We start from the raw sequence: 23953 nt of genomic DNA, 5'->3' as shown, positions 1-23953 counted from the left end.
GACGTCAGTCGGCCGCCAGCACCCGCTCCAGCCAGGAACGGCGGGCCTGCCACGCGGCCCGGCTGATCACCGCGTCCGGGACCACCAGGTCGAACGTGTGGTAGCCGCCGGACCACACATGCAGCTCGGCAGAGCCGCCGGCCCGCCGGATCCGGTCGGCGTAGGCGACAGCCTCGTCGCGCAGCGTCTCCGCGGAGCCGACGTCGATGAAGGCGGGCGGCAGTCCGGACAGATCCGTGGCGCGGGCGGGCGCGGCACCGGGCGACACGTCCGGACCCCCGCACTCGGGACCGAGCAGGGCCTTCCACCCGAAGCCGTTCCAGCCACGGTCCCAGACATCGACACCGTCCATCCGATGGGCCGAAGCACCGACAAGCTCGGCGCGGCGGCCAGGCCACCGCCGGCGCTCGTCCCCGCGACGACGATCCGGTCCGCGTCCAAGCCGAGTTCGGCCGCGTGCTCAGCGGTCCACAGCAGCCCGGCGTAGACGTCGTCGAGCGGTGCCGGATGCGATGCTCCGGCGCGAGCCGGTACCCCGCCGAGATCAGCGACGCCCCGAACCGCTCGGCCTCGGAAGTACCCGACGCCCCCGTCGGCGTCGGCGCTCACCCGAGAGGTCGAGGCGGGCCTGACCCAACCCGAATCGCCGGTGGTGGCAGTTACTGGGTGACGACGTCGTGGACATGCTCTCGCCTCACCCCGGAAGGACGAACGACACATGGGGAGTTCCATCGCCCTGATGGGCACACTGGCCGCGTTGAATCTGTGCCACGCCGTCGTGTGGATCACGACGAAGGTGCTCTATGAACGATCGCGCCGTGCCACGCTGGTAGCCGTGCTTGGTCTTGCACGTGAGGAGGCGGCTCAGCTGGAGGTGCACCATGACGTGGCGAACTGCGATATCCGAGTCGCCTACAGCCGTGCTTCCGGCACTCTTCCCGATCACGTGACGGGATCATGATCGAACCAGCATCCGAACGTCCCACGCAGCCGACGGCAACGGCGGCCTTCGACGACCTCTTCAAGACCGGATTCACCCGTGTGGTGCGAACACTGGTACTGATGGGGGCTCGTCGGTCTGTTGCGGAAGAGCATGCCCAAGAGGCGTTCTTCATCGCCTACACACGGTGGGACGAAGTCCGTTCCAAGGGCAGCCCCATCACGTGGGTGGCGAGAACCGCGATCAACAAGTGGATTCAGGATTGCCGCACAGATGACCGCCGCCATGGCCTGCTGGAGCGCGCCGGCCTGTTACGCCTCACCAAGGAAAGCAACGATCTGGGCGAGGTGGACAAGCGCCTCGACACGCAACGCCTCCTGCAGCAGCTCCCGGAACGGCAACGCGAGGTGATGGTCCTGCACTACATCCTCGACCAGTCGGTACGCGATATCGCCCGTACGCTGGAGGTAGCGGAGGGAACGGTCAAGTCGCAGTTGTACGACGCCAGGCACGCCCTGGCCGGCAAGGCCCAGACGGAGGACAGCCGGGGAGGAGGCACGAGTGAACGAGAGCGAAAGTGACAAGGTCGCCCGTGCCCTCCAGGAGGCCGTGCACGACATTTCCCATTCGCCTGCCGAACTGGAAACCCGTCTGGAGGACCTGAAGGCCCGAGCCTCCCAGTTGCGAGATCCCGGCACCGACACGTCTCAACAGCGTGCTTCCGAGGCCGCGTCCGACGCCCAGATCGTCGAGGACGACGTTCAGGCGCAGGGAAGAAAACGCCGCAGAATCGGCTTCTGGTACCGCTTCGCAGCGATGATCTGCAAGCCGCCGCTCACACTTCTGATCAAGCGGGACTGGCGCGGAATGGAGAACATTCCGGACGAGGGTGGATTTATCACCGCAGTGAATCACAACTCGCACGTCGATCCCTTCGCATACGCGCACTTTCAGTACAACACCGGCCGGGTTCCGCGATTCATGGCGAAGAGCGCGCTTTTCCGGAAGGGGTTCGTCGGTGCGGTGATGCGCGGAACCGGGCAGATCCCCGTCTACCGCGAGACCTCGGTCTCACTCGACGCCTTCCGGGCCGCGATCGACGCCGTGGAGCGCGGCGAGTGCGTCACCTTCTACCCTGAAGGCACCGTCACCCGCGACCCGAACGGCTGGCCCATGACCGGCAGGACCGGTGTCGCACGTGTCGCTCTGGCGACCAAGTGCCCGGTCGTCCCGGTCGCTCAGTGGGGCTGCAACGAACTGCTGCCACCACACGCCAGGAAGCTCAGCCTCCTTCCGCGCAAGACCCACCACGTGTACGCGGGTCCGCCGGTGGACCTCTCGCGCTTCTACAACAGAGAGATGACCCCTGAACTGCTACGGGAGGCGACTGCGGTCATCATGGCTGCCATCACCCGCCACTTGGAGGAGATCCGCGGCGAGCAGGCGCCCGAGGCGCCGTACGACCCTCGGCCGGATCGGAGCGAGCAGGGCGTTCGCGCTGAGGGGAACACGCGGGGCGAGACCAACACCGCCACGCAGGACGCGGGGTTGGACAGTTGAAGGCGGAAGGTGGGGCGTCCCGCCCGAGGCTCGCGGCAAACGATCCTGCTCGTCGGCGGGGAGACACTCCAGCGTCCGCACCATCTCCCAGATCCCGTCCCCGACCGACCTCACCGCTCCCCTGCGAGGTCGAGATCACCCCTGCCCGTCCCAGCCAGACGTTCAGCACCCCTCTGCCCCCGCCACGGGTGCGCCATCGGGGCCGACACCGCCCGCCACCACGGTTCGACCGGCAGCGTCCCCGCGGGCTGGAACGGCTCGCCCGGACGCGGGAACGCCACCGCCTGACCGACATCCTCGGCCGCGTCCTTCGTCCACTCCCCCGGCTCCGCCCACGCGTGCGGCGCCAGGTTGAAGGTGCCCCAGTGGATCGGCAGCAGGGCGCCGTGCGGACGGCCGCCCTGGAGGTCGAGGTGGGCACGGACGCCCTCCTCGGGGGTCATGTGGATGTCCGGCCAGAACTCGGCGTACGCCCCGAGTTGGATCATCGTGGCGTCGAACGGGCCGTGCGCGGCGCCGATGTCGCGGAAACCGTCGAAGTAACCGGTGTCCCCGCTGTGGTACACGCGGTGCTCGGCACCGGCGACGACCCAGGACGCCCAGAGGGTGTGCTGGGTGTTGCGCAGCCCGCGCCCGCAGAAGTGCCGGGCCGGGGTGGCGGTGAGGGTGAGGCCGCCGACGCGCGTCGACTCGTGCCAGTCCAGCTCGCGCAGCCGGTCGGGGGAGACACCCCAGTGTTCGAGGTGGCCACCGACGCCGAGCGGCACGGCGAACAGGGTGTCCGTGCCGGCCAGTGCCTTGATGGTGGGCATGTCCAGGTGGTCGTAGTGGTCGTGGGAGATGACGACGACGTCGACCGGGCCCAGGGCGGCGAGCGGCAACGGCACCGGGTGCAGGCGCTTGGGGCCGGCGAAGGGGAACGGGGAGCAGCGCTCACCCCAGACCGGGTCGAAGAGCACGCGCTGCCCGTCGATCTCGGCGAGCACGCTGGAGTGGCCCATCCAGGTCAGCCGGAGCCCGGTGGCGGGGGGCCGGGCGAGGTCGGCCAGGGTGGTGGCGTGCACCGGGATCGGTCCCTGCGGAGACCGGCGCTGCCGCGCCTCCTTGTTGAAGTAGATCTTGGCGAATTCGGCGGCCGAGCCGGAGGGCCGGGTCCGGGCGGTCCCCCCGGGATTCTGGAAGACGCCGTCGCGGAAGTGCGGCGATCTGCGGATGCGCGCCATGCGCTCACCGCTCGGGTCCACGCCGAAGGCCGCGGGCCGGGGCACGCTGAGCCCGGGACTCGGGGAACGGAAAGCGGCCACGGTACCTCCAGGTGGAGTGGTTCAGGCTCTCAGTATGGTCTTCTCGTCCTACGTCACCTCGAACGACGGATGTCACATCCGTGTTCCCCCGGTCCGCCGCGACCGGGAAGGGCGTCGGCGCCCGTCCGGGCGCCTGTATAGGGTGACGTGCGTGGGGAGAGTGCGGTTGAGCGTGGCGGAGCGGCGCGAGGAGTTGCTGGGCGCCGCCATCGAGCAGATATCGGCGCGGGGCGTGGCGGCGTTGCGGATCGCCGACGTGGCCGCGGCGCTCGGCGTCAGCAACGCCCTGGTGCTCTACCACTTCTCCACCAAGGAGCGCCTGGTCGCCGCCGCGTTCACCCATGCCGCCGAGGACGACCTCGCCCACTTGCGGGGGCTGCTCGCCCGTCGTACGTCGGCGCTGCGCCGGCTGCGGGCGGCCGTGCGGTGGTATGCGCCGACCGGTCCGGCCAAGGGCTGGCGGCTGTGGATCGAGGGCTGGGCGGCGGCGCCGCGCGAGCCCGCACTGCGGGAGGTCACGCGCGAGCTGGACCGCCAGTGGAAGGCGGCGATCGCCGAGGTCATCGCCGAGGGCGTGGCCGCCGGCGAGTTCTCCTGCCCCGAGCCGGACGCCGCGGCCCTGCGGCTGACGGCGTTGCTGGACGGGCTGGCGGTGCAGCTCACGTCGTACACGGGCACGGTGTCGCGGGCCCGGGCGCAGGAGTGGGTGGACGAGGCCCTGGCCCGCGAACTGGGCCTGGAGCGGGCGGCGTTGACACCGACCCGGCGCTAGCACCGCCGGGACACCGGCCCGCCGGGAACACCACCGACCTCCGTCGCGACACCACCGACCTTCGCGTCAGGCCACCGAGGCGATCCGCGTCTTGATGTCGTCCGGCGACAGCGTCCCCTTGGCCGTCACGTGGTCGCCCGACGACTCGCCCCGCAGGCGGCGTCCGATCCACGGCACCAGGTACTCGCGCGCCCAGTGCACGTCGTCGCGCCGGACGTCGAGCGTGCCGCGCGGCGGCAGGGGCGGCCAGGGCTGGTCCGGGTCGGCCGGGACGCGCAGGCCCATGGCCTGCCCCGCGCGCAGCGCCACACGGGTGTGGCCCTCCGGCGACAGGTGCAGCCGGTCGGCGTCCCACGCCCTGCGGTCCTGGACGCTCCTGAGCGACCACAGGTCGAGCACCGGGCAGCCGTAGCGGTCGGCGATGGCACGGACGTGCCCGTTGTACGTGGCGATCTTGCCGCGCAGGTGTTTGAGGACGGGCACCCCGCGGGTGTCGAACCCGGTGGTCACCAGGACGGTTCCGGCCGCGGCGGTCAGCGCGGCCACCGCCAGCTCGAAACGCTCCGCGACCTCGTCGGGATCGGTGCCGGGCCGGATGATGTCGTTGCCGCCCGCCGCGAACGAGACCAGGTCCGGCGCGAGTCCGACGACCCTCGGGACCTGTTCCGCCACGATCTGGTCGAGGAGCCTGCCGCGCACGGCGAGGTTCGTGTACGTGAAGTCGCCCTCGGGGCGCCGGTCCGCGAGCAGTACGGCGAGCCGGTCGGCCCAGCCGACGAACGCCCCGTCGGGGCCGGGGTCGCCGACGCCCTCGGTGAAGCTGTCCCCCACTGCCACGTACGACCCGATCACTGCTCTGCTGTCACTCTTCGAATCGTCTGCCACATCGGCCCATGATTCACCTTGGAATGTGACCTACGCGACCGTAGGAAGGGATTGACGGGCGGTGAGAAAGGCCACGCCTAAAGTATTCGTCAATTCCGGAATACGGCGAGGGCCCGTACGGCGAGTACACCGGGGTCCGGACACACCGAAGGCCGGACCCGGGGATCTGGGGTCCGGCCTTCGGGGCGCGGAGGCCGCGCGGAACCGGTCGTCAGACGGAGACGCCGTGCGAGCGCAGGAACGCCAGCGGGTCGATGTCCGAGCCGTAGTCCGGCGTGGTGCGGATCTCGAAGTGCAGGTGCGGGCCGGTCACGTTGCCGGTGGCACCCGAGAGGCCGACCTGCTGACCCGCCGTCACCGACTGACCGGCGGAGACGGAGAGCGAGGAGAGGTGGGCGTACTGGGCGTAGTGGCCGTCGGCGAGCTGGATGACGACCTGGTTGCCGTACGCGCCGCCCCAGCCGGCGGAGACGACGGTGCCCGCGCCGACGGCCTTGAGGGAGGTGCCGGTCGGGACGACGAAGTCGGTGCCGGTGTGGTAGCCGCTGGACCACATGCTGCCGGACTGGTGGTACGGGGTACCGACGGTGCCGCCCGCGACGGGGGAGGTGTAGCCGCTGGTGGTGCCCGTGGACTGGCTGCCGGTGTCCGAGGAGGAAGCCTTCTCGGCGTCCGTCGACTTCTGAGCCGGCTTCGCGGCGGCGGGCTTCTCGGCAGACTTCTCGGCGGACTTCTGCGCGGGCTTCTGCGACTGCGCGGAGGACGGCGCCGACGACTTGGCGGCCTGGCCGCCGACCGAGAGCTTGAGCCCGGGGTGGATCAGCGACGGGTCGGAACCGACGGCCTCGCGGTTGTCCGCGTAGAGCTTCTTCCAGCCGCCGTCGACGTCCTGCTCGTCGGCGATCTTCGAGAGGTAGTCACCGCTCTTCACGGTGTACGTGCGCGAGTCGGAGTTCTTCTCGGCGGCGGCCTTCTTGGCCGACGTCGGAACGGACTGCACGGCCTGCTCGGAGACGGAGTGCGCGGGAGCGGCGTTGGCGGCGGCGGCACCCATCAGCGGGAGCGCGAGCGCGGCGCCACCGGTACCGGCGACGGCGATGGTGCGGGTCAGGCGCATGGCCCTGGTACGGCGGTGCTTACCCTTCGCGGGCATGGCGAATTCCTCTCCGGCGCCTGCGAGGTGAGCTGTCGGGTGCGGGCTGGAGATGCCCGGCCGCGCCGAAACGCGGCTTTACCCCAAGCCGTTCCGGGAACCGGAACAGGCAGTTCTACCTGTGGGTCCCCCGCTCCTGCCGTGTACGGGTGGTCGATGAGTGCGGGCTCCGGTCGGCGGCAGGATTAGGCGTCCGTCCGGATCGGTGGTGAACGTAAGGGACCAAGACGCACAGGGACAAGCGAGGGGTTCCCTCGACAGGTGTTCCGATTGATCCTTTACGGGAATATCCGGTAACCCTGCGTCGATTTCCGCCGCGCGCTTTTACCTGAAGCCCCTTGAGAAACAGTTGAATTACGTGAACATGACGGGCAACGCACGGTCACGGATATGACGCTGCTCACGCACCCCTCCTTCACCCTCCGCCATTTCAGGGCCAGTTGTTATTAAGGTGCCAATTCGGACAGAAGGCTCTTATCGGTCCGGAATATCCCTCGGAACGCCATTTCGCGCACAGGTTTCGCGCACAGGTGATGCCGTATCGTCGGGTGGAGCCCGTCGGCGAGCAGCGGCGGCGGGGCGGAGTGGGAGGAGCCCCCGTGACGCAGCAGGTCCCGTCGACCGAACCCGAGCTGACCGGCGTGCGCAACTTCCGGGACGTGGGCGGACTGCCGACCGTGGACGGGCGGCGGGTGCGGCAGGGGGTGCTGTTCCGCAGCGGTCACCTGGCGCACGCCACCGGGGAGGACGCCGCGTTCCTGGCCTCGCTGGGCCTGCACACGATCTTCGACTTCCGCAACGCGGCCGACCAGAAGCTCGAGGGCCCGGACGTCGAGCTGCCGGGCGTGCGCAATGTGAACCTGCCGCTGAGCGACCCGGCCGACGGCGCCGAGTTCTGGAAGATGGTCCGTGACGGCGACCTCGACCAGCTGCGCGAGATTCTGGCCGACGGCAAGGCCGCGGGCCGGATGATCGGCTCGTACCGCTCGATCGTCACGGAGCGCACCGCGGAGCACTCCCGCATCCTGCACGCGCTCGCCGAGGACAGCGTCCCGGCCCTGATGCACTGCGCCGCCGGAAAGGACCGCGCGGGCCTGTCGATCGCCGTCACCCTGCTCGCCCTGGGTGTCGAGCGGGATGCCGTCGTCGAGGACTACCTGAAGTCGAACGCCGCACACCGCCGCTACAAGGTGCGCCGCAGCGGTTCCGCGGCCTCGGCCTACTCCCCCGAGGTCATGGAGCTGCTCAGTCCCCTGTTCGACGCGCGCGCCGAGTACCTGGCGGCGGCCTTCGAGACCGTCGAGGAGACCTGGGGCGGCGTGGACGCCTACCTGGAGCAGGGCCTGCGGCTCACTCCCGGGACCCGGGAGCGGCTGCGCGAGCGGATGCTGGACTGAGTCACCCGCCCGCGGACGGCGCTACTTGGCGCCCACCTCGAACAGCAGGTAGAGGAAGCCGCCGAAGACGTGCCCCAGGGCGATGTAGATGATCAGTCGCACCCACAGGGCGCGCGGGAGCTTCTCCTCCGTGGCACTCATGGCGTCTCTCCGGGGGTCGGGCCGAGGCACAGGGCGGCCGTCGGGCTCTGCAGCAGGGTGTGGACGAACAGTAGCTCGACCCCGTCGGGGTCCTGCGCGGCGATCCGGTGCGGGGTCATCGAGTCGAAGTGGGCACTGTCCCCCGCGGTGAGCCGGTGCTCGGTGTCCCCGAGGCGCAGCCGCAACCGGCCGCGGAGGACGTGGAGCCACTCCTCACCGGGGTGCACCCGCACGACGTCGCCCTGGGAGCCGTACGGAACCTGGACACGCAGGGCCTGCATGCCGCGGCCCGGCCCTCCGGCCCGCCAGTACGTCCAGCCGCCCGCGGCGGTGGGTTCCATGTCGGCGGCGCGCACGACGGCGTCCCGGTCGGCGGCCGTCTCACCCAGCAGCTCGGCGACGGTCGTACCGTAGACCCGGGCGAGGGAGAGCAGCATCGGCAGCGAGGGCTGGCGCTGCCCGGTCTCCAGGCGGGAAAGGTGGGCGGGCGAGAGCCCTGCGGCGCGGGCCGCGGCCTCCAGGGTGAGGGCGGCCCGCCGCCGCAGCTCACGCAGCTGGGGCGCGACGACGGCGACCGCCCCCTCGGCGGGGCCGTTCTCGGAGGAGCTCATGCCTCCATTGAGCCCGACTCTTGCCCGACAGGCAAATTCCTTGCCTCAGAGGCAAAAAGCTCACAGGCTGCGCTCAGCGGTTGGCCACCGCCTGCTTGACCAGTGTCTTCCCGAAGTCCCACATCAGGCCACCGCCATGGTGCGCGTCCTCCATCACCTCCGTGAAGGCGTCGACGAACCGGTCGGCGTCGTCGGTGTCGACGATCAGCGGCGGGATCAGCTTGATCACCTCCAGGTGGTCGCCGGACACCTGGGTCAGGATCCGGTGCCGTTGCAGCAGCGGCACGACCACCATCTGCGCGAACAGTCCCTTCCGCGCCGCCTGCAGCATCGTCCAGCGGCTGCGCAGCTTCAGGGACCTGGGCCGGCCGAACTCGATGCCGATCATCAGTCCGCGGCCCCGGACGTCGGCGAGCAGCTCGTAGCGGTCGACCAGTTCCGCCAGCCGGGACTTCAGCCGCTCCCCCACCGCGGCGGCGTTCGCGACGATCTCCTCGTTCTCCATCACCGACAGCACCGCGAGCCCGGCGGCCATGGCCTGTGCGTTGGACCCGAAGCTCGCCGAGTGGACCTGCACGCGGTCCATCGAGGAGTACACCTTCTGGAAGATCCAGTCCTTGCCGAGGGTGGCTCCCACCGGCACGTATCCCCCGGACAGCGCCTTGGCGACGCAGACCAGGTCGGGTTCGACGCCGTCCGAGTGCTGGTAGGCGTAGAACTTGCCGGTCCGGCCGAGGCCCGTCTGCACCTCGTCGGCGATCAGCAGCGCCTTGTGCCGGTGCAGCAGCTCCTGCGCGGCGAGCAGGTAGCCGGGCGGTGCCTCGTGCACACCCTTGCCCTGGACCGGCTCCACGATCAGGGCCGCCACGTCGCCCTTCTTCAGCTCCCGTGCCAGGGCGTCCAGGTCGCCGAGCGGGACGGCGGTGTCGGGCAGCAGCGGCGCGAAGCCCTTGCGGAAGCCGTCCTCGCCGTTGACGGAGAGGGAGCCGGTGGTCAGTCCGTGGAAGGCGTGCGAGCAGTACAGGATCCGCTGTCTGCCGGTCGCGTAGCGGGCGAACTTCAGCGCGGTCTCGACGGCCTCGGTGCCGCTGTTGCCGAAGAAGACGCGGTCCAGGTGCGGACTGTAGGAGAGCAGCTTCTCGGCCAGCAGGCCCGGCAGCGGCGGGCAGTCGAAGCGGGTCAGGTCGGCGAGCGAGGCATCGAGCACGTCGTGCAGCGCCTTGCGGACGACCGGGTGGTGGCGGCCCAGGCCCATCACCGCGAACCCGGCGAGCATGTCCAGGTAGTCGTTGCCGTCCGCGTCCCAGAAGTGCGCGCCCTCGGCACGCTCGTAGACCTTGTCGAAGCCGATGGTGTGCAGCATGCGCGGCAGCTGGTGGTTGAGGTGCTTGGCGTGCAGCTCGTACCGCTCGGCCCCGCGCTCGGCCAAGAGCGCGGCGAGGTCGAACTCCTTGGTCATTCAGTTCTCTCCTTGCGCTGGCATGACGATCCGTCCGTCGCCGGACTGTTCCACTGCCGGTTCCCCCGCCCGGTCCGCCGCCCCGTCCCCGGCCGGTTCGGCGAGGGCCAGGCTCGCGGCGATCCGGCCGGCGACGTCGACCGGGGTGAGGCCGAGGTCCGCGAGCACCTCGGCGCGCTTGGCGTGCGCGAGGAACTGCTCGGGAATGCCGAAGCGGCGCACGGGGACGTCGACCTCGGCGTCGCCGAGCGCCAGCGCCACCGCGGAACCGACCCCGGCGGCACGGCTGTTGTCCTCGACCACGGCCACCAGCCGGTGCCGGGCCGCGAGCGGTGCGAGCGCCGGGTCGACCGGCTTGACCCAGCGCGGGTCGACGACCGTGCAGCCGATGCCGCGGGCCTCGAGGAGTTCGGCGGCCCCGAGGCAGACGGGCGCCATCACGCCCACCGCCACGAGCAGCACCTCGGGCCGGTCCGCGGCGTGCAGCACGTCCAGGCCGCCGATCCGGTCGACGGCGGGTACGGCGGGACCGACGGACTCCTTCGGGAAGCGCAGCAGCGTCGGCGCGTCGTCCACGGCGACCGCCTCGCGCAGCTGGGCGCGCAGCTGGTCGGCGTCGCGCGGGGCGGCGATCCGCAGCCCGGGGACGACCTGGAGAACGGACATGTCCCACATGCCGTTGTGCGAGGCCCCGTCGACACCGGTGACGCCGGCCCGGTCCAGGACGAAGGTGACGCCGCAGCGGTGCAGGGCCACGTCCATGAGGAGCTGGTCGAAGGCGCGGTTGAGGAAGGTGGCGTAGACGGCGACGACGGGGTGCAGTCCCCCGGTGGCCAGCCCGGCGGCGGACACGGCGGCGTGCTGCTCGGCGATGCCGACGTCCCAGACCCGGTCGGGGAACCGTTCGGCGAAGGGGGCGAGGCCGACCGGGTGCAGCATGGCCGCGGTGATCGCCACCACGTCCTCGCGTTCCTCGCCGATCCGGACGATCTCCTCACCGAACACCGACGTCCAGGACGGGCCGCCCGCGGGGCTCAGCGGCTCGCAGGTGAGCGGGTCCATCACGCCGACCGTGTGGAAGTGGTCCTCCTCGTCGCGCAGGGCGGGTTCGTAGCCGCGGCCCTTCTCGGTGAGGCAGTGCACGAGCACCGGGCCGTGGAAGCGTTTCGCGCGGCGGAGCGCGGACTCGACGGCGCCGATGTCGTGGCCGTCGATCGGGCCGAGGTACTTCAGTCCCAGGTCCTCGAAGAGCCCCTGCGGGGCGAAGGCGTCCTTGAAGCCCTTCTTGGCGCCGTGCAGGGCCTCGTAGACGGTGTTGCCGACCACGGGCGTGCGCTGGAGCACGTCCTTGCCCCAGGCCAGGGCGCGCTCGTAGCTGTCGGTGGTGCGCAGGGTCGCGAGGTGGTTGGCGAGGCCGCCGATGGTCGGGGCGTACGAGCGTTCGTTGTCGTTGACGACGATGATCAGCGGCCGGTCCCTGGCCGCCGCGATGTTGTTCAGCGCCTCCCAGGCCATGCCGCCGGTGAGCGCGCCGTCACCGATGACGGCGACGACGTGGCTGCGCTCCCCCTGCACCTGGCGGGCCTTGGCGAGGCCGTCGGCCCAGCCGAGGACGGTGGAGGCGTGGCTGTTCTCGATGACGTCGTGCTCGGACTCCTCGCGCGAGGGGTAGCCGGACAGGCCGCCCTTGCTCCGCAGCTTGGAGAAGTCCTGACGTCCGGTCAGGAGTTTGTGTACGTAGCTCTGGTGGCCGGTGTCCCACAGGATGCGGTCGTCCGGCGACTCGAAGACCCGGTGCAGGGCGACGGTGAGTTCCACCACGCCGAGATTGGGTCCGAGGTGACCGCCGGTGCGGGCGACCGCGTGCACCAGGAAGTCACGTATCTCGTCGGACAGTTCACCGAGTTCCGCCTCGGACAGCGCCTTCAGGTCGCGTGGTCCCCGGATGCTCTCCAGAATCGTCACGCTCGGGCCCCCTTCGGTCCGTGGTGTGTCAGCTCACGGTGACGGCCGGCTCCCCCGACGCGCCGTCCTTCTCCATCTGCTCGGCGATCCTCATCGCCTCCTCGATGAGGGTCTCCACGATCTTCGACTCGGGGACGGTCTTGACGACCTCGCCCTTGACGAAGATCTGCCCCTTGCCGTTGCCGGAGGCGACGCCGAGGTCGGCCTCCCGGGCCTCGCCGGGGCCGTTGACGACGCAGCCCATGACGGCCACGCGCAGCGGCACCTCCATGCCCTCCAGACCGGCGGTGACCTCCTCGGCCAGCTTGTACACGTCGACCTGGGCGCGGCCGCAGGACGGGCAGGAGACGATCTCCAGTCGGCGTTCCCTGAGTCCGAGCGACTGGAGGATCTGGATGCCGACCTTGATCTCCTCGACCGGCGGCGCGCTCAGCGACACCCGGATGGTGTCGCCGATGCCCTGGGAGAGCAGTGCGCCGAAGGCGACCGCCGACTTGATGGTGCCCTGGAACGCCGGGCCCGCCTCCGTCACTCCCAGGTGCAGCGGGTAGTCGCACTGGGCCGCAAGCCGGCGGTAGGCCTCGACCATCACGACCGGGTCGTTGTGCTTGACCGAGATCTTGATGTCGCGGAAGTCGTGCTCCTCGAACAGCGAGGCTTCCCAGAGGGCGGACTCGGCGAGTGCCTCCGGGGTCGCCCTGCCGTACTTCTGGAGCAGACGCCGGTCCAGGGAACCGGCGTTGACCCCGATACGGATCGGGGTGCCGTGGTCGCGGGCCGCCTTCGCGATCTCCTTGACCTTGTCGTCGAACTGCTTGATGTTGCCCGGGTTCACGCGGACCGCGGCGCAGCCCGCCTCGATCGCGGCGAAGACGTACTTGGGCTGGAAGTGGATGTCCGCGATCACCGGGATCTGCGACTTCTTCGCGATGACGGACAGCGCGTCCGCGTCGTCCTGGGTGGGACAGGCCACCCGGACGATCTGACAGCCCGACGCCGTCAGCTCGGCGATCTGCTGGAGCGTCGCCCCGATGTCGGAGGTGCGGGTCGTGGTCATCGACTGCACCGACACCGGGGCCCCGCCCCCGACCGCCACCGGCCCGACCTGGATCCGCCGCGACACGCGCCGCTCGGCGATCGGCCGGACCGGTACCTCGGGGAGCCCCAAGGGGATGGCGGTCATGACGTCACTCCCGGTTTCCGGAGACCGTCTCCCGCATGGCGCGCAGGGACTCCTTGAGCGAGCCCATGGTGGCCAGGACGGCGGTGGGCTCGTAGCCGCAGTGCGCCATGCAGTTGTCGCAGCGCGGGTCCTTGCCGCGGCCGTACTTGTCCCAGTCGGTCTTCTCGATCAGCTCCCGGTACGTCGGGACGTACCCGTCGCTCATCAGGTAGCAGGGGCGCTGCCAGCCGAAGAGGGAGTAGTTCGGGATCGCCCAGGCGGTGCAGGGGAAGTCGACCTTGCCCTCGAGGAAGTCGAGGAAGAGCGGGGAGTGGTTGAGCCGCCAGCGGGCCCGGTTGCCACCCGAGAAGGCCTTCTTGAACAGCTCGCGGGTCTGCTCCACGCCCAGGAAGTGCTCCTGGTCGGGCGCCTTCTCGTAGGCGTAGGCGGGCGAGATCATCATCTCGTCGACCTTGAGGTCGTCGTTGAGGAAGTTGAGCACCTCGACGATGGTCTGCGGGGTGTCGGTGTTGAAGAAGGTCGAGTTGGTGGTCACCCGGAAGCCGCGCCGCTTGGCCTCCTTGATGGCCTCCACGGCCTCGTCGAAGACACCCTCCTTCGCCACGGACTCGTCGTGCCGCTCGCGCAGCCCGTCGATGTGCACCGCGAAGGCGAAGTACGGCGAGGGCTTGAACTTGTCCATCTTCTTGCGCATGAGCATGGCGTTGGTGCAGAGGAACACGTACTTCCGCTTGGCCACCAACTGTCGGACGATCTCGTCGATCTGCGGGTGCATCAGGGGCTCGCCACCGGCGATGGAGACCATCGGCGCGCCCGATTCGAGCACCGCCCCCACGGCCTGCGCGACCGGCATGCGCTGCTTGAGCACACCGGCGGGGTGCTGGATCTTGCCGCATCCCTCGCACGCCAGGTTGCAGGCGAAGAGCGGTTCCAGCTCCACGATGAGCGGGAACTTGTCCCGTCGGCGAATCTTCTGTTCGGCCAGGTATGTAGCGACCTTGATGGACTGGCGCAGCGGCATGGCCATCTGGGCTCACCTCCGGGGGAGCAACAAAGAACGGTGCCATTCGAAAAATGCGGGAAGAACGGATCGAAGAACACGGAAAGCCGATATTCCACCGCGTACGGTGCCGATCCGGACGAGTTCGTGTTCTGGAGCGTCCACGACCACTCGGACGGCCGCAACCGGGCGCGGGCCCGTGCGGACGGCGCTCAGGAGCGTGGCGGCGGACTCCATGTCCACGGCGATCGCGCCGGTCGCGAGCAGGTCGGCGCGTTCGGGGCCGCGGACGACGTGGTCCGAGCCGGTCAGCGGCCCGGTGTGGACGGTGCGCCCGGGGACGGCTCGCGCGAGTTCCTTGACGAGCCGGTCGGTCGCGACGCAGGGGACGGTGGAGCGGGGGTCCCGGGTCTCCTCGGCGACGACCAGGTCACCGGGGTGCATGCCGGGCGAGAGTCCCGCGCAGAAGCCCGTGGCGAGCACGGCGGCGCCCTCGAGCGCCGGGTCGGCGAGAACCCGGGTGACCGAGCGTTCGGCCGCCTTGGGGCCCATGCCGGTGCGCACCACGGTGACCGGCCCGCCGGCGCCGGCGCGGTCGCCGGTGCGCAGGGCGAGGTGCTCGATGCCGAGCGCGCAGGCGATCAGCAGCGGGGACGGACCGGTCTGCGGGGTCATCAGCTGCCCTTCACCTCGGCCGGGGCGGGCTCGGCGGGGGCCTCGGCCGCACGGGGCTTCTTGGCGAAGGGCTCCCCGTGGACGTACCGGCCGAGCGCGGTGAGCGGGAAGACCTGGCGATAGAGGTTGTAGTTGATGGAGAAGTCCCACGGGAATCCGGTACCCGTGAAGTAGGGCTCGTCCCAGGAGCCGTCCTCCCGTTGGGTGGCCGCGAGCCATTCGACGCCGCGCTCCACGGCCTTGGAGTCCCGTTCCCCCGCCGCCAGCAGGGCCATCAGCGCCCAGCCGGTCTGCGAGGCGGTCGAGGCGCCCCGGCCGCTCCACTCCCGGACGTAGCGGTAGGAGCGCAGGTCCTCGCCCCAGCCGCCGTCCTCGTTCTGGACGGACTCCAGCCAGCGCACCGCCCGGCGGATGGCCCGGTGCGAGGTGGGCAGTCCGGCCGCGGTCAGCGCGGGGATCACGGAACCGGTGCCGTAGACGTAGTTGACGCCCCAGCGGCCGAACCACGAGCCGTCCGCCTCCTGGGCGTCGAGCAGCCACTGGATGCCGCGGCGGGTGCGCGGGTCGTGGGCGAGGCCCTCGACGGCGAGCATCTCCACGACGTGCGCGGTGACGTCCGCGGACGGCGGGTCGATGACCTCGCCGAAGTCGCAGAACGGCAGCCGGTTGGGGAAGGCGCTGGTGTTGTCGACGTCGAAGGCGCCCCAGGCGCCGTTCTTCGACTGCATGCCGAGGTTCCAGCGCACCCCGCGCCCGATCGCCTTCTCCACCCGCTCCGGGTCGTGGTGCCTGACCCGGCGCAGGGCGAGGACGACCTCGGCGGTGTCGTCGATGTCGGGGTAGTTGTCGTTGTGGAACTCGAACGCCCAGCCGCCGGGCGGGAGTCCGGGGCGCTTCACCGACCAGTCGCCGGGGCGCACGATCTGTTCGCCGAGCATCCAGTCCGAGGCCTTCACCAGCTGCGGGTGGTCCTCGGGGACGCCCGCGTCGGCCAGCGCGATGGTGGCCAGGCAGGTGTCCCACACCGGGGACTGGCAGGCCTCGATCATCCGGGCGCCGTCCTCGCGCCACACGGCGAAACGGTCCAGCGACTCCAGGCCCGCGCGCATCACGGGGTGTTCCAGGTCGTAGCCGAGCAGGTAGAGGGCGATGACCGAGTAGACGGCCGGCGGCTGGATGCCGCCCCAGCAGCCGTCGTTCTCCTGCCGCTCGATGATCCAGCGGGCTGCGCTGTTCATCGCGGCCCGGCGCAGCCGGCGCGGGGCGACCTTGCGGTAGGCGTGCAGGGCCTTGTCGATGCGCTGGAAGGCGCCGTCCCAACTGGCCGCCGGGGCCAGGGGGCGCAGCGGGTTGGGGCGGGCCGGGTCGGTGTGCAGTTCGTCCAGCGGGAAGGGCGCGGGACGTACCGGCCGCTTCGCGGAGACGACGGTGAGCGGCACGATGGTCTGCCGGGCCCAGCAGCCGAAGTCGTAGATGTTGAGCGGGACCCAGGTGGGGAAGTAGATGAGCTCCGGCGGGAGTTCGGGCAGGTCGTCCCACTTCCACCAGCCGAACAGGGCCAGCCAGATCCGGGTGAAGACGCGGGCGGAGGCGATGCCCCCGCGGGACCTGATCCATTCGGCGGCCCGCGCCATGTGGGGCGCGTCGGGCGAGTCGCCGGCCAGGCGGAGGGCGACGTAGGCCTCGATGGTCGTGGACAGTTCGCCGGGGCCGCCGTAGAAGGTGGCCCAGGTGCCGTCCTCACGCTGCTCGCCGCGGATGAACAGCGCGGCGGCGCGCGTGGTCTCCTCGTCCTGGATGCCCAGGAACTGACGCAGGAGCAGGTCCTCGGCGTCCATCGTGACGTTCGTCTCGAGGTCGCCCTTCCACCAGCCCTCGTCGTCCTGCTTGGCGAGCAGGAAGTCGGTGGCACGCCGGGTGGCGCGGGCGGCGGCTTCGGGTACCCCGGCCGCCGCGGCGGGGATCGTGATGTCGGTGTCGCTGGCCGAGGCTGCCAGGGGCCGCAGGGAGGCTCCGGTGCTTCCGTCGGTCGTCGCTGTCATGGCTTCCCCTTCGTGCAGTGTGCATGTGGTGCGTCTGCTGGGTCCGCCGTCGGCCGGTGCTCGTGTCTCCACGACACCGGCCGGCGACTACGCGAGGGCTATTCGACCGATAATGATCATCTCTTTCGTACGACGACGAAGTCCGCGAGTGCCGTGAACCGGTCCCGCACCCGGTCGGGCATGTCGACGGCGTCGAGGGCTTCGATGGCGATGGTGTGCTGGCGACGCGCCTCGTCGGCGGTCCACTCCCGCCCGCCCGCTTCCTCGATGAGGGCGGCGCGGGCCGCGAACTCCTCCTCGGAGAAGTTCGCGAAGTCGCTGGCCTTGGCATCGGCCGTGAGGATCTCGCCGAGCCGCTCGGAGGCGGGCCCGCCGGCCGCGAGGGCGGCGACGACCGGCAGCGACTTCTTGCGCTGGCGCAGGTCGCTCCAGGTCTGCTTGCCGGTGGCGTCCGGGTCGCCCCAGATGCCGAGCAGGTCGTCGACGGCCTGGAAGGCGAGACCGAGGTGGTAGCCGTACTTCTCGAGGGTGTCGGCGGTGTGCTCGTCGGCGCCGCCGAGCACCGCGCCGACGGAGCTGGCGCAGGCGAGCAGGGCGCCGGTCTTGTTGCCCTCCATCTCCAGGCACTCCTCGACGCTGACGCGGTCGCGGTGCTCGTAGGAGATGTCCTGGGCCTGGCCGTCGATCAGGGAGCGGCTGGCCTTGGTCAGGCGGCGGGTGGCCCGCCCGGCCTCGACGGTGCCCAGTTCGAGCAGCACCTCGTTGGCCAGGGCGAACAGGGCGTCGCCGACCAGGATGGCCTGGGCGGGGCCGTGCACCTTCCAGACGGTGTCGCGGTGGCGGCGCTGCTCGTCGCCGTCCATCAGGTCGTCGTGCAGGAGGGAGAAGTTGTGCACCAGTTCCACGGCCACCGCGCCGGGCACGCCGACCTCGGGCGCGGCGCCGGTGACCTCGGCGGAGAGCACGGCGAGCGCGGGGCGGACGGCCTTGCCGCCGTCGCCGTCCGCGGGGTTGCCCTGGGCGTCGATCCAGCCGAAGTGGTAGGCGGCGACGGTGTCCATGGGCGGGGCCAGGCGGTCGACCGCCGCCCGCAGGACCGGCGTGGCCAGGGTCCGGCCGCGCTCCAGAAGCGCGGTCACGTCCACCGTGGTCCGTCGATCGGCCTTAGGGGCCGGGGGCACAGTGGGCACAGTCTTTCCTCCAGTTGCGGTGCCGGGAGTGCGGGAGTCGGGCCCGCGCGGATCGGCTTTCACGCCGCCTCCTCGAAGAAATCGGGGAGGAGGCCGCGGGACCGGCCCAGGGCGCCGAGCGCGGCGGCCGCCGCCCCGACACCGCTGCGAACCGCACTCTCCATGGTCGCGGGCCACCCGGTGGCGGTCCACGCTCCGGCCAGGTAGAGGCCGGGTGCCTTGGTGCGGGCGCCGGGCCTCAGACGGCCGACGCCGGGGGCGGGGGCGAACGTCGCCGTGCGCTCCCTGGTCACGAAGAAGTCCTTCACCTCGGCACCCCGGGTGCGCGGCAGCAGCCGCTCCAGTTCGGGCAGGTACCGCTCGCGCAGCACGGCCACGGGCTCGTCGATGTCGTTCTGCGCGGTCGACTGGGACAGCGCCAGGTACTGACCCTCCTTCAGCCCGGAGGCCTCGGTGCGGTCGAACACCCACTGGACCGGGGTGCCGAGGGCCGTGAGGAACGGCGCGGCGAGCACCTTGCGGTCGTAGATCACGTGGATGTTGAGGATCGGCGCGGTGCCGATCCGCAGAAGATTTTCCGGGGCGTCCAGCGCACCGTCGGGCAGCAGGTCGTGGGCCTCGCGCTGGGGTACGGCGAGGACGACGGCGTCCGCTTCGAGCGTCTCGCCGGGAACCTGAACGCTCCAGCCTCCGTTCTCGTTTACAGAGACGGAGGTGACGCGTGTACGGACCTCGGTACGGACGCCCGCGGAGTCGAGCGCCTTGCGGGCCAGCCGGTCGTGCAGTTCGCCCAGCGGGACACGGGACCACCCGATGTCGGCCGCTCCCGGGTCGGACAGCAGACCGGTCTTGAACACCATCGCGGCGAGCCCCAGGGAGGCGTCGCCCGCGACCGCGTTGAGGGTGGCGACCCCGACCAGGTCCCACAGGGCCTCGACGGCACGCGCCGACTGACCGTGCGCGGTCAGCCAGCTGCCGAAGTCCTGGGTGTCCAGGCTCGGATCGGCGAGGTCGAGCCCCTTCAGCGCGAGCGCGGCGCGCCCCACCGAGGCGCGTTCGGCGAGGGAGAGGTGCGGGTAGGTCGCCAGGCTGCGCCCCAGATGCAGGGGGACGGGCAGCGCGTCGCGCCGCAGTCTGCCGAGCCGGTTGCCCTCGGTCCTGGCCAGGTCGATCACGGGCACGTCGAGACGTTCCTGCACCGGTGCGAGCGCGGCTCCGCCGATCCGGTCGAGGAACCACCGGTAGGCGGTGCAGCAGCGCAGGTACACGTGCTGGCCGTTGTCGACGGTGAGGTCGCCGCGCTGGAAGGAGAAGGCGAGCCCGCCGAGCCGGGGGCGTCCTTCGAGCAGGGTGACGCGCACACCCGCGTCCGCGAGTGCCAGCGCGGTGGTGACCCCCGCGAGTCCGCCGCCGACCACGACGGCATGCCCGCCGGGGCCGAGGGCCGAGACGTCCGCGAGCACTCCGCTCTCGCGCGTGCCCTTGCCCTGCGTCATGGTGCGCCCTTCCCTGTCCGGCCGCCGCGGTGTTTGAACGGCGTACGGCTGACCGTCTCAGTCAGGGACGCCGACCGCCACCGCAGGGTTGCCCGGCGCTGCCCGCCGCCGGTTTTGTGCGGGTCCCGGGTGTCGAGTGTGCCCGGTGTGTCCATCAGGCGCGCCTCCTGACGGTCCGCCGGGTGACGTGCCGGGCGTCGAGGCCGGACAGGCCGCGCACGGCGACGTACGCCTTCTCGCGTCCCGGCAGGGAGACCCGGCCGCGCAGTACGGCCTCGGGGTCGCGCTCGATGCGGTCCAGGAGACGGCGGTAGATGCCGGCCATGGCGGCCACGCAGGCGCCGCTGCGCCGGTCGAGCATGGGCAGCAGCCGGTAGCCCTCGGCGAAAAGGGCGCGGGCCCGACGCACTTCGAAGTGCACGAGGCCCGCGAAGTCGGAGCCCTCGGGTGGCGTCGGCCCGTTGAACCCGGCCGAGCAGCCGAACTTGGCCAGGTCGTCGGCGGGCAGGTAGGTGCGCCCGCCCTCGGCGTCCTCCCGGACGTCGCGCAGGATGTTGGTGAGCTGCAGCGCGAGACCGAGCGTGTCGGCGTACTCGGGCGCACGCTCGGCGCCGCGCGCCCCCGGTTCGGTGCCGAAGACGCCGAGCGAGAGGCGTCCGATGGCACCCGCCACACAGCGGCAGTAGACCTTCAGGTCGTCCCAGGTCTCGTAGGTCTCGCCGCGCAGGTCCATCTGGACGCCGTCGATCAGCTCGTCGAGGCCACCGAGCGGGATCGGGAACCGCCGGGCCGCGTCGGCCAGCGCGACGGCGACCGGGTCGGTGTCGTCCTCGTCGACCGCGCCGTCCTGGATCCGGGCGAGCACGGCCCGGGTCTCGTCCAGCCGGGCGACCTTGACGTCGTCCGCCAGCACTCCGTCGCCGATGTCGTCGACCCGGCGCGAGAACGCGTACAGCGCGGACATCGCCCGCCGCTTGGGCGTGGGCAGCAGCCGGATGCCGTAGGCGAAGTTGCGTGCCTGCTGACCGGTGACGGCCTCGCAGTAGCTGTAGGCGGCGAGCACCGGTGCCGGCATGTTCGCTGACGACTCCACGGACCCGATCACCCCTCTCCTCGCAGGACCACGCCCGCCTCGCGCAGCAAGTGGACCTTGCCTGACTTGGGCGGGCCGGGAAGTACGTCGTGATCCGCCGCGGCGATCGCGTTCAGCGCCGCCCTGCCCCCCGCCACGAAGCCCGCGAGGAGCAGTCGCAGCCTGCCGTGGACGCTACCCACCAGGGGGGCACCTTCATTCAGCAGGTCGCGGGCGCGGGCGGCCTCGTAGGCGATCAGGGCGCGTACGGACGCGTTGGCGGTGGGCGCGGCGAGGTCCGTCTCCTCGACGTGGAAACGTTTCATGTCCTCGGCGGGCAGGTAGACGCGGTCCCGGCCCAGGTCCTCGGCGACGTCCTGGAGGTGTTCGACGATCTGCAGGGCGGTGCAGATCTCGTCGGAGCGGCGGATCCGTTCGGGGGTCGAGGTGCCGGTGACGGCGAGGACGAGACGGCCGACCGGGTTGGCGGACAGCTCGCAGTAGGCGAGGAGGTCGTCGTAGGTCTCGTACCGTGCGACCAGCTGGTCCTGGCGGTTGGCGGCGATCAGGCCGAGGAAGGGCTCGGGGGTCAGCGCGCGGCGCCGCACGGTGGGCGCCAGTCGGCGCAGCAGCGGGTGGCGGGGCGGGCCGTCGGAGCCGCCGAAGACGCGACGCAGGTCCGCCTCGAAGGCGTCCAGCATCAGCAGTCGGTCGTCGGCGCGGTCGTCGGGGACGCCCAGCAGGCGGGCGTCCGCTCCGCCCGGGGCGAGGTCGCCGTCGCCGATGTCGTCGACGAGGCGGGCGAAGCCGTAGACGGCCATGAGGTCGGTGCGCCAGGCGCGGGGCAGGAAGAAGGGGGCGACGGGGAAGTTCTCGTCCGCGGCCTTGGCGAGGGTGCCGCGCTCCGGGTCGACGGCGTGCGCCGTGTCGGTGACCGTCATCGCGGGCTGCCCTGCGCGGGGACGGCGCACGCTTCGCGGAGCTGGGGAGTTTCCGTAGCCATTGCCGTCACATCTCCCGTTCTACACTGCCGACCCAATACACACTATTTCGGACACGCCGCCCTGCCACCCGCGCGGCAGGCCCGCTCCAGGGTGTCGGGCATTATCGCCCCATGTGCCGCGTTTCAGGACCGGTACAGCTTACGTTGTACAACTCACGGGCGTTCGTCGGGGTGCACAGCGCATCACAACAACACACCGATTGACTTCAAGATTCCTGAGAAAGCCAGGAGTTGACGCTTCCTTTGCAGACGCGGGGCCCCGCCGGAACAGTTCCGGCGGGGCCTCGGCGTGTCGGGCTACTTGCCCGTGAACTTCTCGTACTCCTTGAGCACCTCGTCGGTCGGACCGTCCATGCGCAGCTCGCCGCGCTCCAGCCACAGGACCCGGTTGCAGGTGTCACGGATGGACTTGTTGTTGTGGCTGACCAGGAAGACGGTGCCGGCCTCCTTCTTCAGTTCCCGGATACGTTCCTCGGAGCGGGTCTGGAACTTGCGGTCGCCGGTGGCCAGCGCCTCGTCGATCATCAGGACGTCGTGGTCCTTGGCGGCGGCGATGGAGAAGCGCAGCCGGGCGGCCATACCGGAGGAGTACGTGCGCATCGGCAGGGTGATGAAGTCGCCCTTCTCGTTGATGCCGGAGAAGTCGACGATGTCCTGGTAGCGCTCCTTGATCTGCTCGCGGGTCATGCCCATGGCCAGTCCGCCGAGGATGACGTTCCGCTCGCCGGTCAGGTCGTTCATCAGGGCCGCGTTCACACCGAGCAGGGAGGGCTGCCCGTCGGTGTAGACCTTGCCGCGCTCGGCGGGCAGCAGGCCGGCGATGGCCCGCAGCAGGGTCGACTTGCCGGAGCCGTTGGAGCCGATCAGGCCGATGGCCTCGCCCCGGTAGGCGGTGAAGGAGACGCCGCGCACGGCGTGCACCTTGCGCACACCACGCTTCGCGTCGTCGGAGCCCTTCTTGAGCATGCGGCTCAGGGCGGCCGTCGCGCTGCCCTTGCCGGTCTTGGCGCCGTTGACGCGGTAGACGATGTGCACCTCGTCCGCGATGACCGTCGGCACCCGCTGGTCCTGCTGCTGTTCAGCCACGGCCGTACCTCTCCTCCGCCTTCCAGAAGTACACGAAGCCACCCACGGCGAGGACCACGGCCCAGCCGAGCGCGACCGCCCACACGTGCGGCGGCAGGTTCTCGGAGCCGTACCCGTCGATCAGCGCGAAGCGCATCAGGTCCATGTAGACGGCGCTCGGGTTCCACTGGAGCACGTCGGCGATCCAGCCCGGCTTGTCCTTCAGCATGATCGGGATGGAGAACATCACGCCCGACGCGTACATCCAGGTGCGCATGATGAACGGCATCAGCTGGGCCAGGTCCGGCGTCTTGGCTCCCATCCGGGCCACGACCAGCGCGAGGCCCACGTTGAAGAGGAACTGCAGGACCAGCACCGGGAGGACCAGCAGCCAGGACAACGAGGGGTAGCTGCCGAAGCCGACGACCACCAGCAACAGCACGATCATCGAGGCCAGCAGCTGCTGGAGCTGCTGGAGCGCGAAGGAGACGGGCAGCGAGGCCCGCGGGAAGTGCAGGGCCCGCACCAGCCCGAGGTTGCCGGAGATGGCGCGCACGCCCGCCATCGCCGAGGACTGGGTGAAGGTGAAGACGAACACACCGGTCACCAGGAACGGGATGTAGACGTCCTTCTCCATGCCCCGGCCCGCGTCGAGGATCAGGCCGAAGATCAGGAAGTAGACGAGCGCGTTCAGCAGCGGCGTGACCACCTGCCACAGCTGACCGAGCTTGGCCTGGCTGTACTGGGCGGTCAGCTTCGCCTGGGAGAAGGCGAGGATGAAGTGCCGCCGCCCCCAGAGCTGACGGACGTACTCCTTGAGGCTCGGTCGGGCGCCGCTCACGGACAGCCCGTACTTGGCGGCGAGCCGGGCCGGTGTGAGGCCCTCGTCGGGCGACACGGGCTTGGTCATGGCGACCGTGCCGTCGTGCGTTGTCTCACTCACTGGTGGAAACTTTCGTCTTCGAAAATGCTCGGCCGCGCGGGCCTGGCATGGACCTGGTGGCCCCGGTCGGGGCCGGAACACTCTCGGGTACGAGCTT

The 23953-nt window shown here is 70.7% G+C and carries 23 protein-coding genes, 1 pseudogene and 1 riboswitch; of the genes and pseudogenes, 5 read left to right on the top strand and 19 right to left on the bottom strand.

Translation table 11 applies throughout. The features are described from left to right. Positions 1-4 precede the first annotated feature (4 nt). Positions 5-569 (bottom strand): annotated as a pseudogene (locus ACZ7MF_RS10085) (alpha/beta hydrolase); the annotation flags it as partial. 149 nt (positions 570-718) lie between these two features. On the opposite strand from ACZ7MF_RS10085, the gene ACZ7MF_RS10080 reads away from it, so the two are divergent. The 3 genes from ACZ7MF_RS10080 (at position 719) to ACZ7MF_RS10070 (ending at position 2500) form a co-directional block, all read left to right on the top strand. After that, positions 719-961 (top strand): hypothetical protein, encoded by a 243-nt coding sequence (locus ACZ7MF_RS10080; RefSeq protein ID WP_471475666.1) that lies wholly within the window; start codon positions 719-721, stop codon positions 959-961. Continuing rightward, the gene (locus ACZ7MF_RS10075) at positions 958-1521 is read left to right on the top strand and encodes an RNA polymerase sigma factor (protein ID WP_471475664.1); all 564 of its coding nucleotides are present in this window, start codon (positions 958-960) and stop codon (positions 1519-1521) included. Before ACZ7MF_RS10080 ends, ACZ7MF_RS10075 begins: the two co-directional genes overlap by 4 nt. Before the next feature lie 235 nt (positions 1522-1756). Further along, a complete protein-coding gene (locus ACZ7MF_RS10070) occupies positions 1757-2500 on the top strand; it encodes a lysophospholipid acyltransferase family protein (protein WP_471477212.1) in 744 nt (247 codons plus the stop codon). Between the two features lie 110 nt (positions 2501-2610). Here the strand turns inward: ACZ7MF_RS10070 and ACZ7MF_RS10065 are convergent, their stop codons facing one another. Beyond that, positions 2611-3804 (bottom strand): MBL fold metallo-hydrolase, encoded by a 1194-nt coding sequence (locus ACZ7MF_RS10065; RefSeq protein WP_471475663.1) that lies wholly within the window; start codon positions 3802-3804, stop codon positions 2611-2613. A 172-nt stretch (positions 3805-3976) separates the two neighbouring features. On the opposite strand from ACZ7MF_RS10065, the gene ACZ7MF_RS10060 reads away from it, so the two are divergent. Next, a complete protein-coding gene (locus ACZ7MF_RS10060) occupies positions 3977-4576 on the top strand; it encodes a TetR/AcrR family transcriptional regulator (RefSeq protein ID WP_471477211.1) in 600 nt (199 codons plus the stop codon). A gap of 66 nt (positions 4577-4642) precedes the next feature. Here ACZ7MF_RS10060 and ACZ7MF_RS10055 read toward each other — a convergent pair whose 3' ends face one another. Then, on the bottom strand, positions 4643-5428 hold the full coding sequence (locus ACZ7MF_RS10055) for an SGNH/GDSL hydrolase family protein (protein ID WP_471477210.1): 786 nt from the start codon (positions 5426-5428) through the stop codon (positions 4643-4645). A 244-nt stretch (positions 5429-5672) separates the two neighbouring features. Continuing rightward, positions 5673-6614: a M23 family metallopeptidase gene (locus ACZ7MF_RS10050; protein ID WP_471475662.1), complete on the bottom strand. Its 942-nt coding sequence runs from the start codon at positions 6612-6614 to the stop codon at positions 5673-5675. A gap of 2 nt (positions 6615-6616) precedes the next feature. Further along, positions 6617-6776, bottom strand: a riboswitch (cyclic di-AMP (ydaO/yuaA leader). A 437-nt stretch (positions 6777-7213) separates the two neighbouring features. Between ACZ7MF_RS10050 and ACZ7MF_RS10045 the strand changes: the two genes are divergently transcribed. Next, positions 7214-8011 carry a tyrosine-protein phosphatase gene (locus tag ACZ7MF_RS10045; RefSeq protein WP_471475660.1) on the top strand — a complete coding sequence of 266 codons (798 nt, stop codon included), beginning with the start codon at positions 7214-7216 and terminating at the stop codon, positions 8009-8011. Between the two features lie 21 nt (positions 8012-8032). On the opposite strand, the gene ACZ7MF_RS10040 is transcribed toward ACZ7MF_RS10045, so the two are convergent. The 15 genes from ACZ7MF_RS10040 to ACZ7MF_RS09970 form a co-directional block, all read right to left on the bottom strand. Then, on the bottom strand, positions 8033-8152 hold the full coding sequence (locus ACZ7MF_RS10040) for a DUF6126 family protein (protein WP_356863610.1): 120 nt from the start codon (positions 8150-8152) through the stop codon (positions 8033-8035). Continuing rightward, a complete protein-coding gene (locus ACZ7MF_RS10035) occupies positions 8149-8763 on the bottom strand; it encodes a helix-turn-helix domain-containing protein (RefSeq protein WP_471475659.1) in 615 nt (204 codons plus the stop codon). Before ACZ7MF_RS10035 ends, ACZ7MF_RS10040 begins: the two co-directional genes overlap by 4 nt. A gap of 73 nt (positions 8764-8836) precedes the next feature. After that, positions 8837-10222, bottom strand: a complete 1386-nt coding sequence (locus tag ACZ7MF_RS10030; protein WP_471475657.1) for an aspartate aminotransferase family protein — start codon at positions 10220-10222, stop codon at positions 8837-8839. Continuing rightward, positions 10223-12187 carry a 1-deoxy-D-xylulose-5-phosphate synthase gene (gene dxs / locus ACZ7MF_RS10025; RefSeq protein ID WP_471475656.1) on the bottom strand — a complete coding sequence of 655 codons (1965 nt, stop codon included), beginning with the start codon at positions 12185-12187 and terminating at the stop codon, positions 10223-10225. A gap of 28 nt (positions 12188-12215) precedes the next feature. After that, positions 12216-13370: a flavodoxin-dependent (E)-4-hydroxy-3-methylbut-2-enyl-diphosphate synthase gene (gene ispG / locus ACZ7MF_RS10020; protein WP_471475655.1), complete on the bottom strand. Its 1155-nt coding sequence runs from the start codon at positions 13368-13370 to the stop codon at positions 12216-12218. 4 nt (positions 13371-13374) lie between these two features. Next, positions 13375-14397 (bottom strand): adenosyl-hopene transferase HpnH, encoded by a 1023-nt coding sequence (hpnH, locus tag ACZ7MF_RS10015; protein ID WP_003972231.1) that lies wholly within the window; start codon positions 14395-14397, stop codon positions 13375-13377. A 6-nt stretch (positions 14398-14403) separates the two neighbouring features. Beyond that, positions 14404-15045, bottom strand: a complete 642-nt coding sequence (locus ACZ7MF_RS10010) for a phosphorylase family protein (RefSeq protein ID WP_471475653.1) — start codon at positions 15043-15045, stop codon at positions 14404-14406. After that, entirely contained in the window at positions 15045-17087 is a 2043-nt protein-coding gene (gene shc, locus ACZ7MF_RS10005; RefSeq protein WP_471475652.1) for a squalene--hopene cyclase, read from the bottom strand. Before shc ends, ACZ7MF_RS10010 begins: the two co-directional genes overlap by 1 nt. A 116-nt stretch (positions 17088-17203) precedes the next feature. Further along, positions 17204-18268 carry a polyprenyl synthetase family protein gene (locus tag ACZ7MF_RS10000; protein WP_398316653.1) on the bottom strand — a complete coding sequence of 355 codons (1065 nt, stop codon included), beginning with the start codon at positions 18266-18268 and terminating at the stop codon, positions 17204-17206. A gap of 68 nt (positions 18269-18336) precedes the next feature. Continuing rightward, on the bottom strand, positions 18337-19773 hold the full coding sequence (gene hpnE / locus ACZ7MF_RS09995; RefSeq protein ID WP_471475651.1) for a hydroxysqualene dehydroxylase HpnE: 1437 nt from the start codon (positions 19771-19773) through the stop codon (positions 18337-18339). Further along, positions 19770-19928, bottom strand: coding sequence for a DUF6380 family protein (locus tag ACZ7MF_RS09990; RefSeq protein WP_115745372.1), 159 nt, complete (start codon positions 19926-19928; stop codon positions 19770-19772). Before ACZ7MF_RS09990 ends, hpnE begins: the two co-directional genes overlap by 4 nt. After that, positions 19928-20878 carry a presqualene diphosphate synthase HpnD gene (hpnD, locus tag ACZ7MF_RS09985; RefSeq protein WP_471475650.1) on the bottom strand — a complete coding sequence of 317 codons (951 nt, stop codon included), beginning with the start codon at positions 20876-20878 and terminating at the stop codon, positions 19928-19930. Before hpnD ends, ACZ7MF_RS09990 begins: the two co-directional genes overlap by 1 nt. Continuing rightward, positions 20875-21786 carry a squalene synthase HpnC gene (hpnC, locus tag ACZ7MF_RS09980; RefSeq protein ID WP_471475649.1) on the bottom strand — a complete coding sequence of 304 codons (912 nt, stop codon included), beginning with the start codon at positions 21784-21786 and terminating at the stop codon, positions 20875-20877. Before hpnC ends, hpnD begins: the two co-directional genes overlap by 4 nt. 359 nt (positions 21787-22145) lie before the next feature. Beyond that, a complete protein-coding gene (locus ACZ7MF_RS09975) occupies positions 22146-22934 on the bottom strand; it encodes an ABC transporter ATP-binding protein (RefSeq protein ID WP_471475648.1) in 789 nt (262 codons plus the stop codon). Beyond that, positions 22927-23856 (bottom strand): ABC transporter permease, encoded by a 930-nt coding sequence (locus ACZ7MF_RS09970; protein WP_471475647.1) that lies wholly within the window; start codon positions 23854-23856, stop codon positions 22927-22929. Before ACZ7MF_RS09970 ends, ACZ7MF_RS09975 begins: the two co-directional genes overlap by 8 nt. Positions 23857-23953 lie beyond the last annotated feature (97 nt).

Source organism: Streptomyces sp. NPDC111628 (assembly GCF_055635195.1).
The sequence above is the reverse complement of the archived record's forward strand: the minus strand, read 5'-3'. Positions and strand labels throughout refer to the sequence as shown.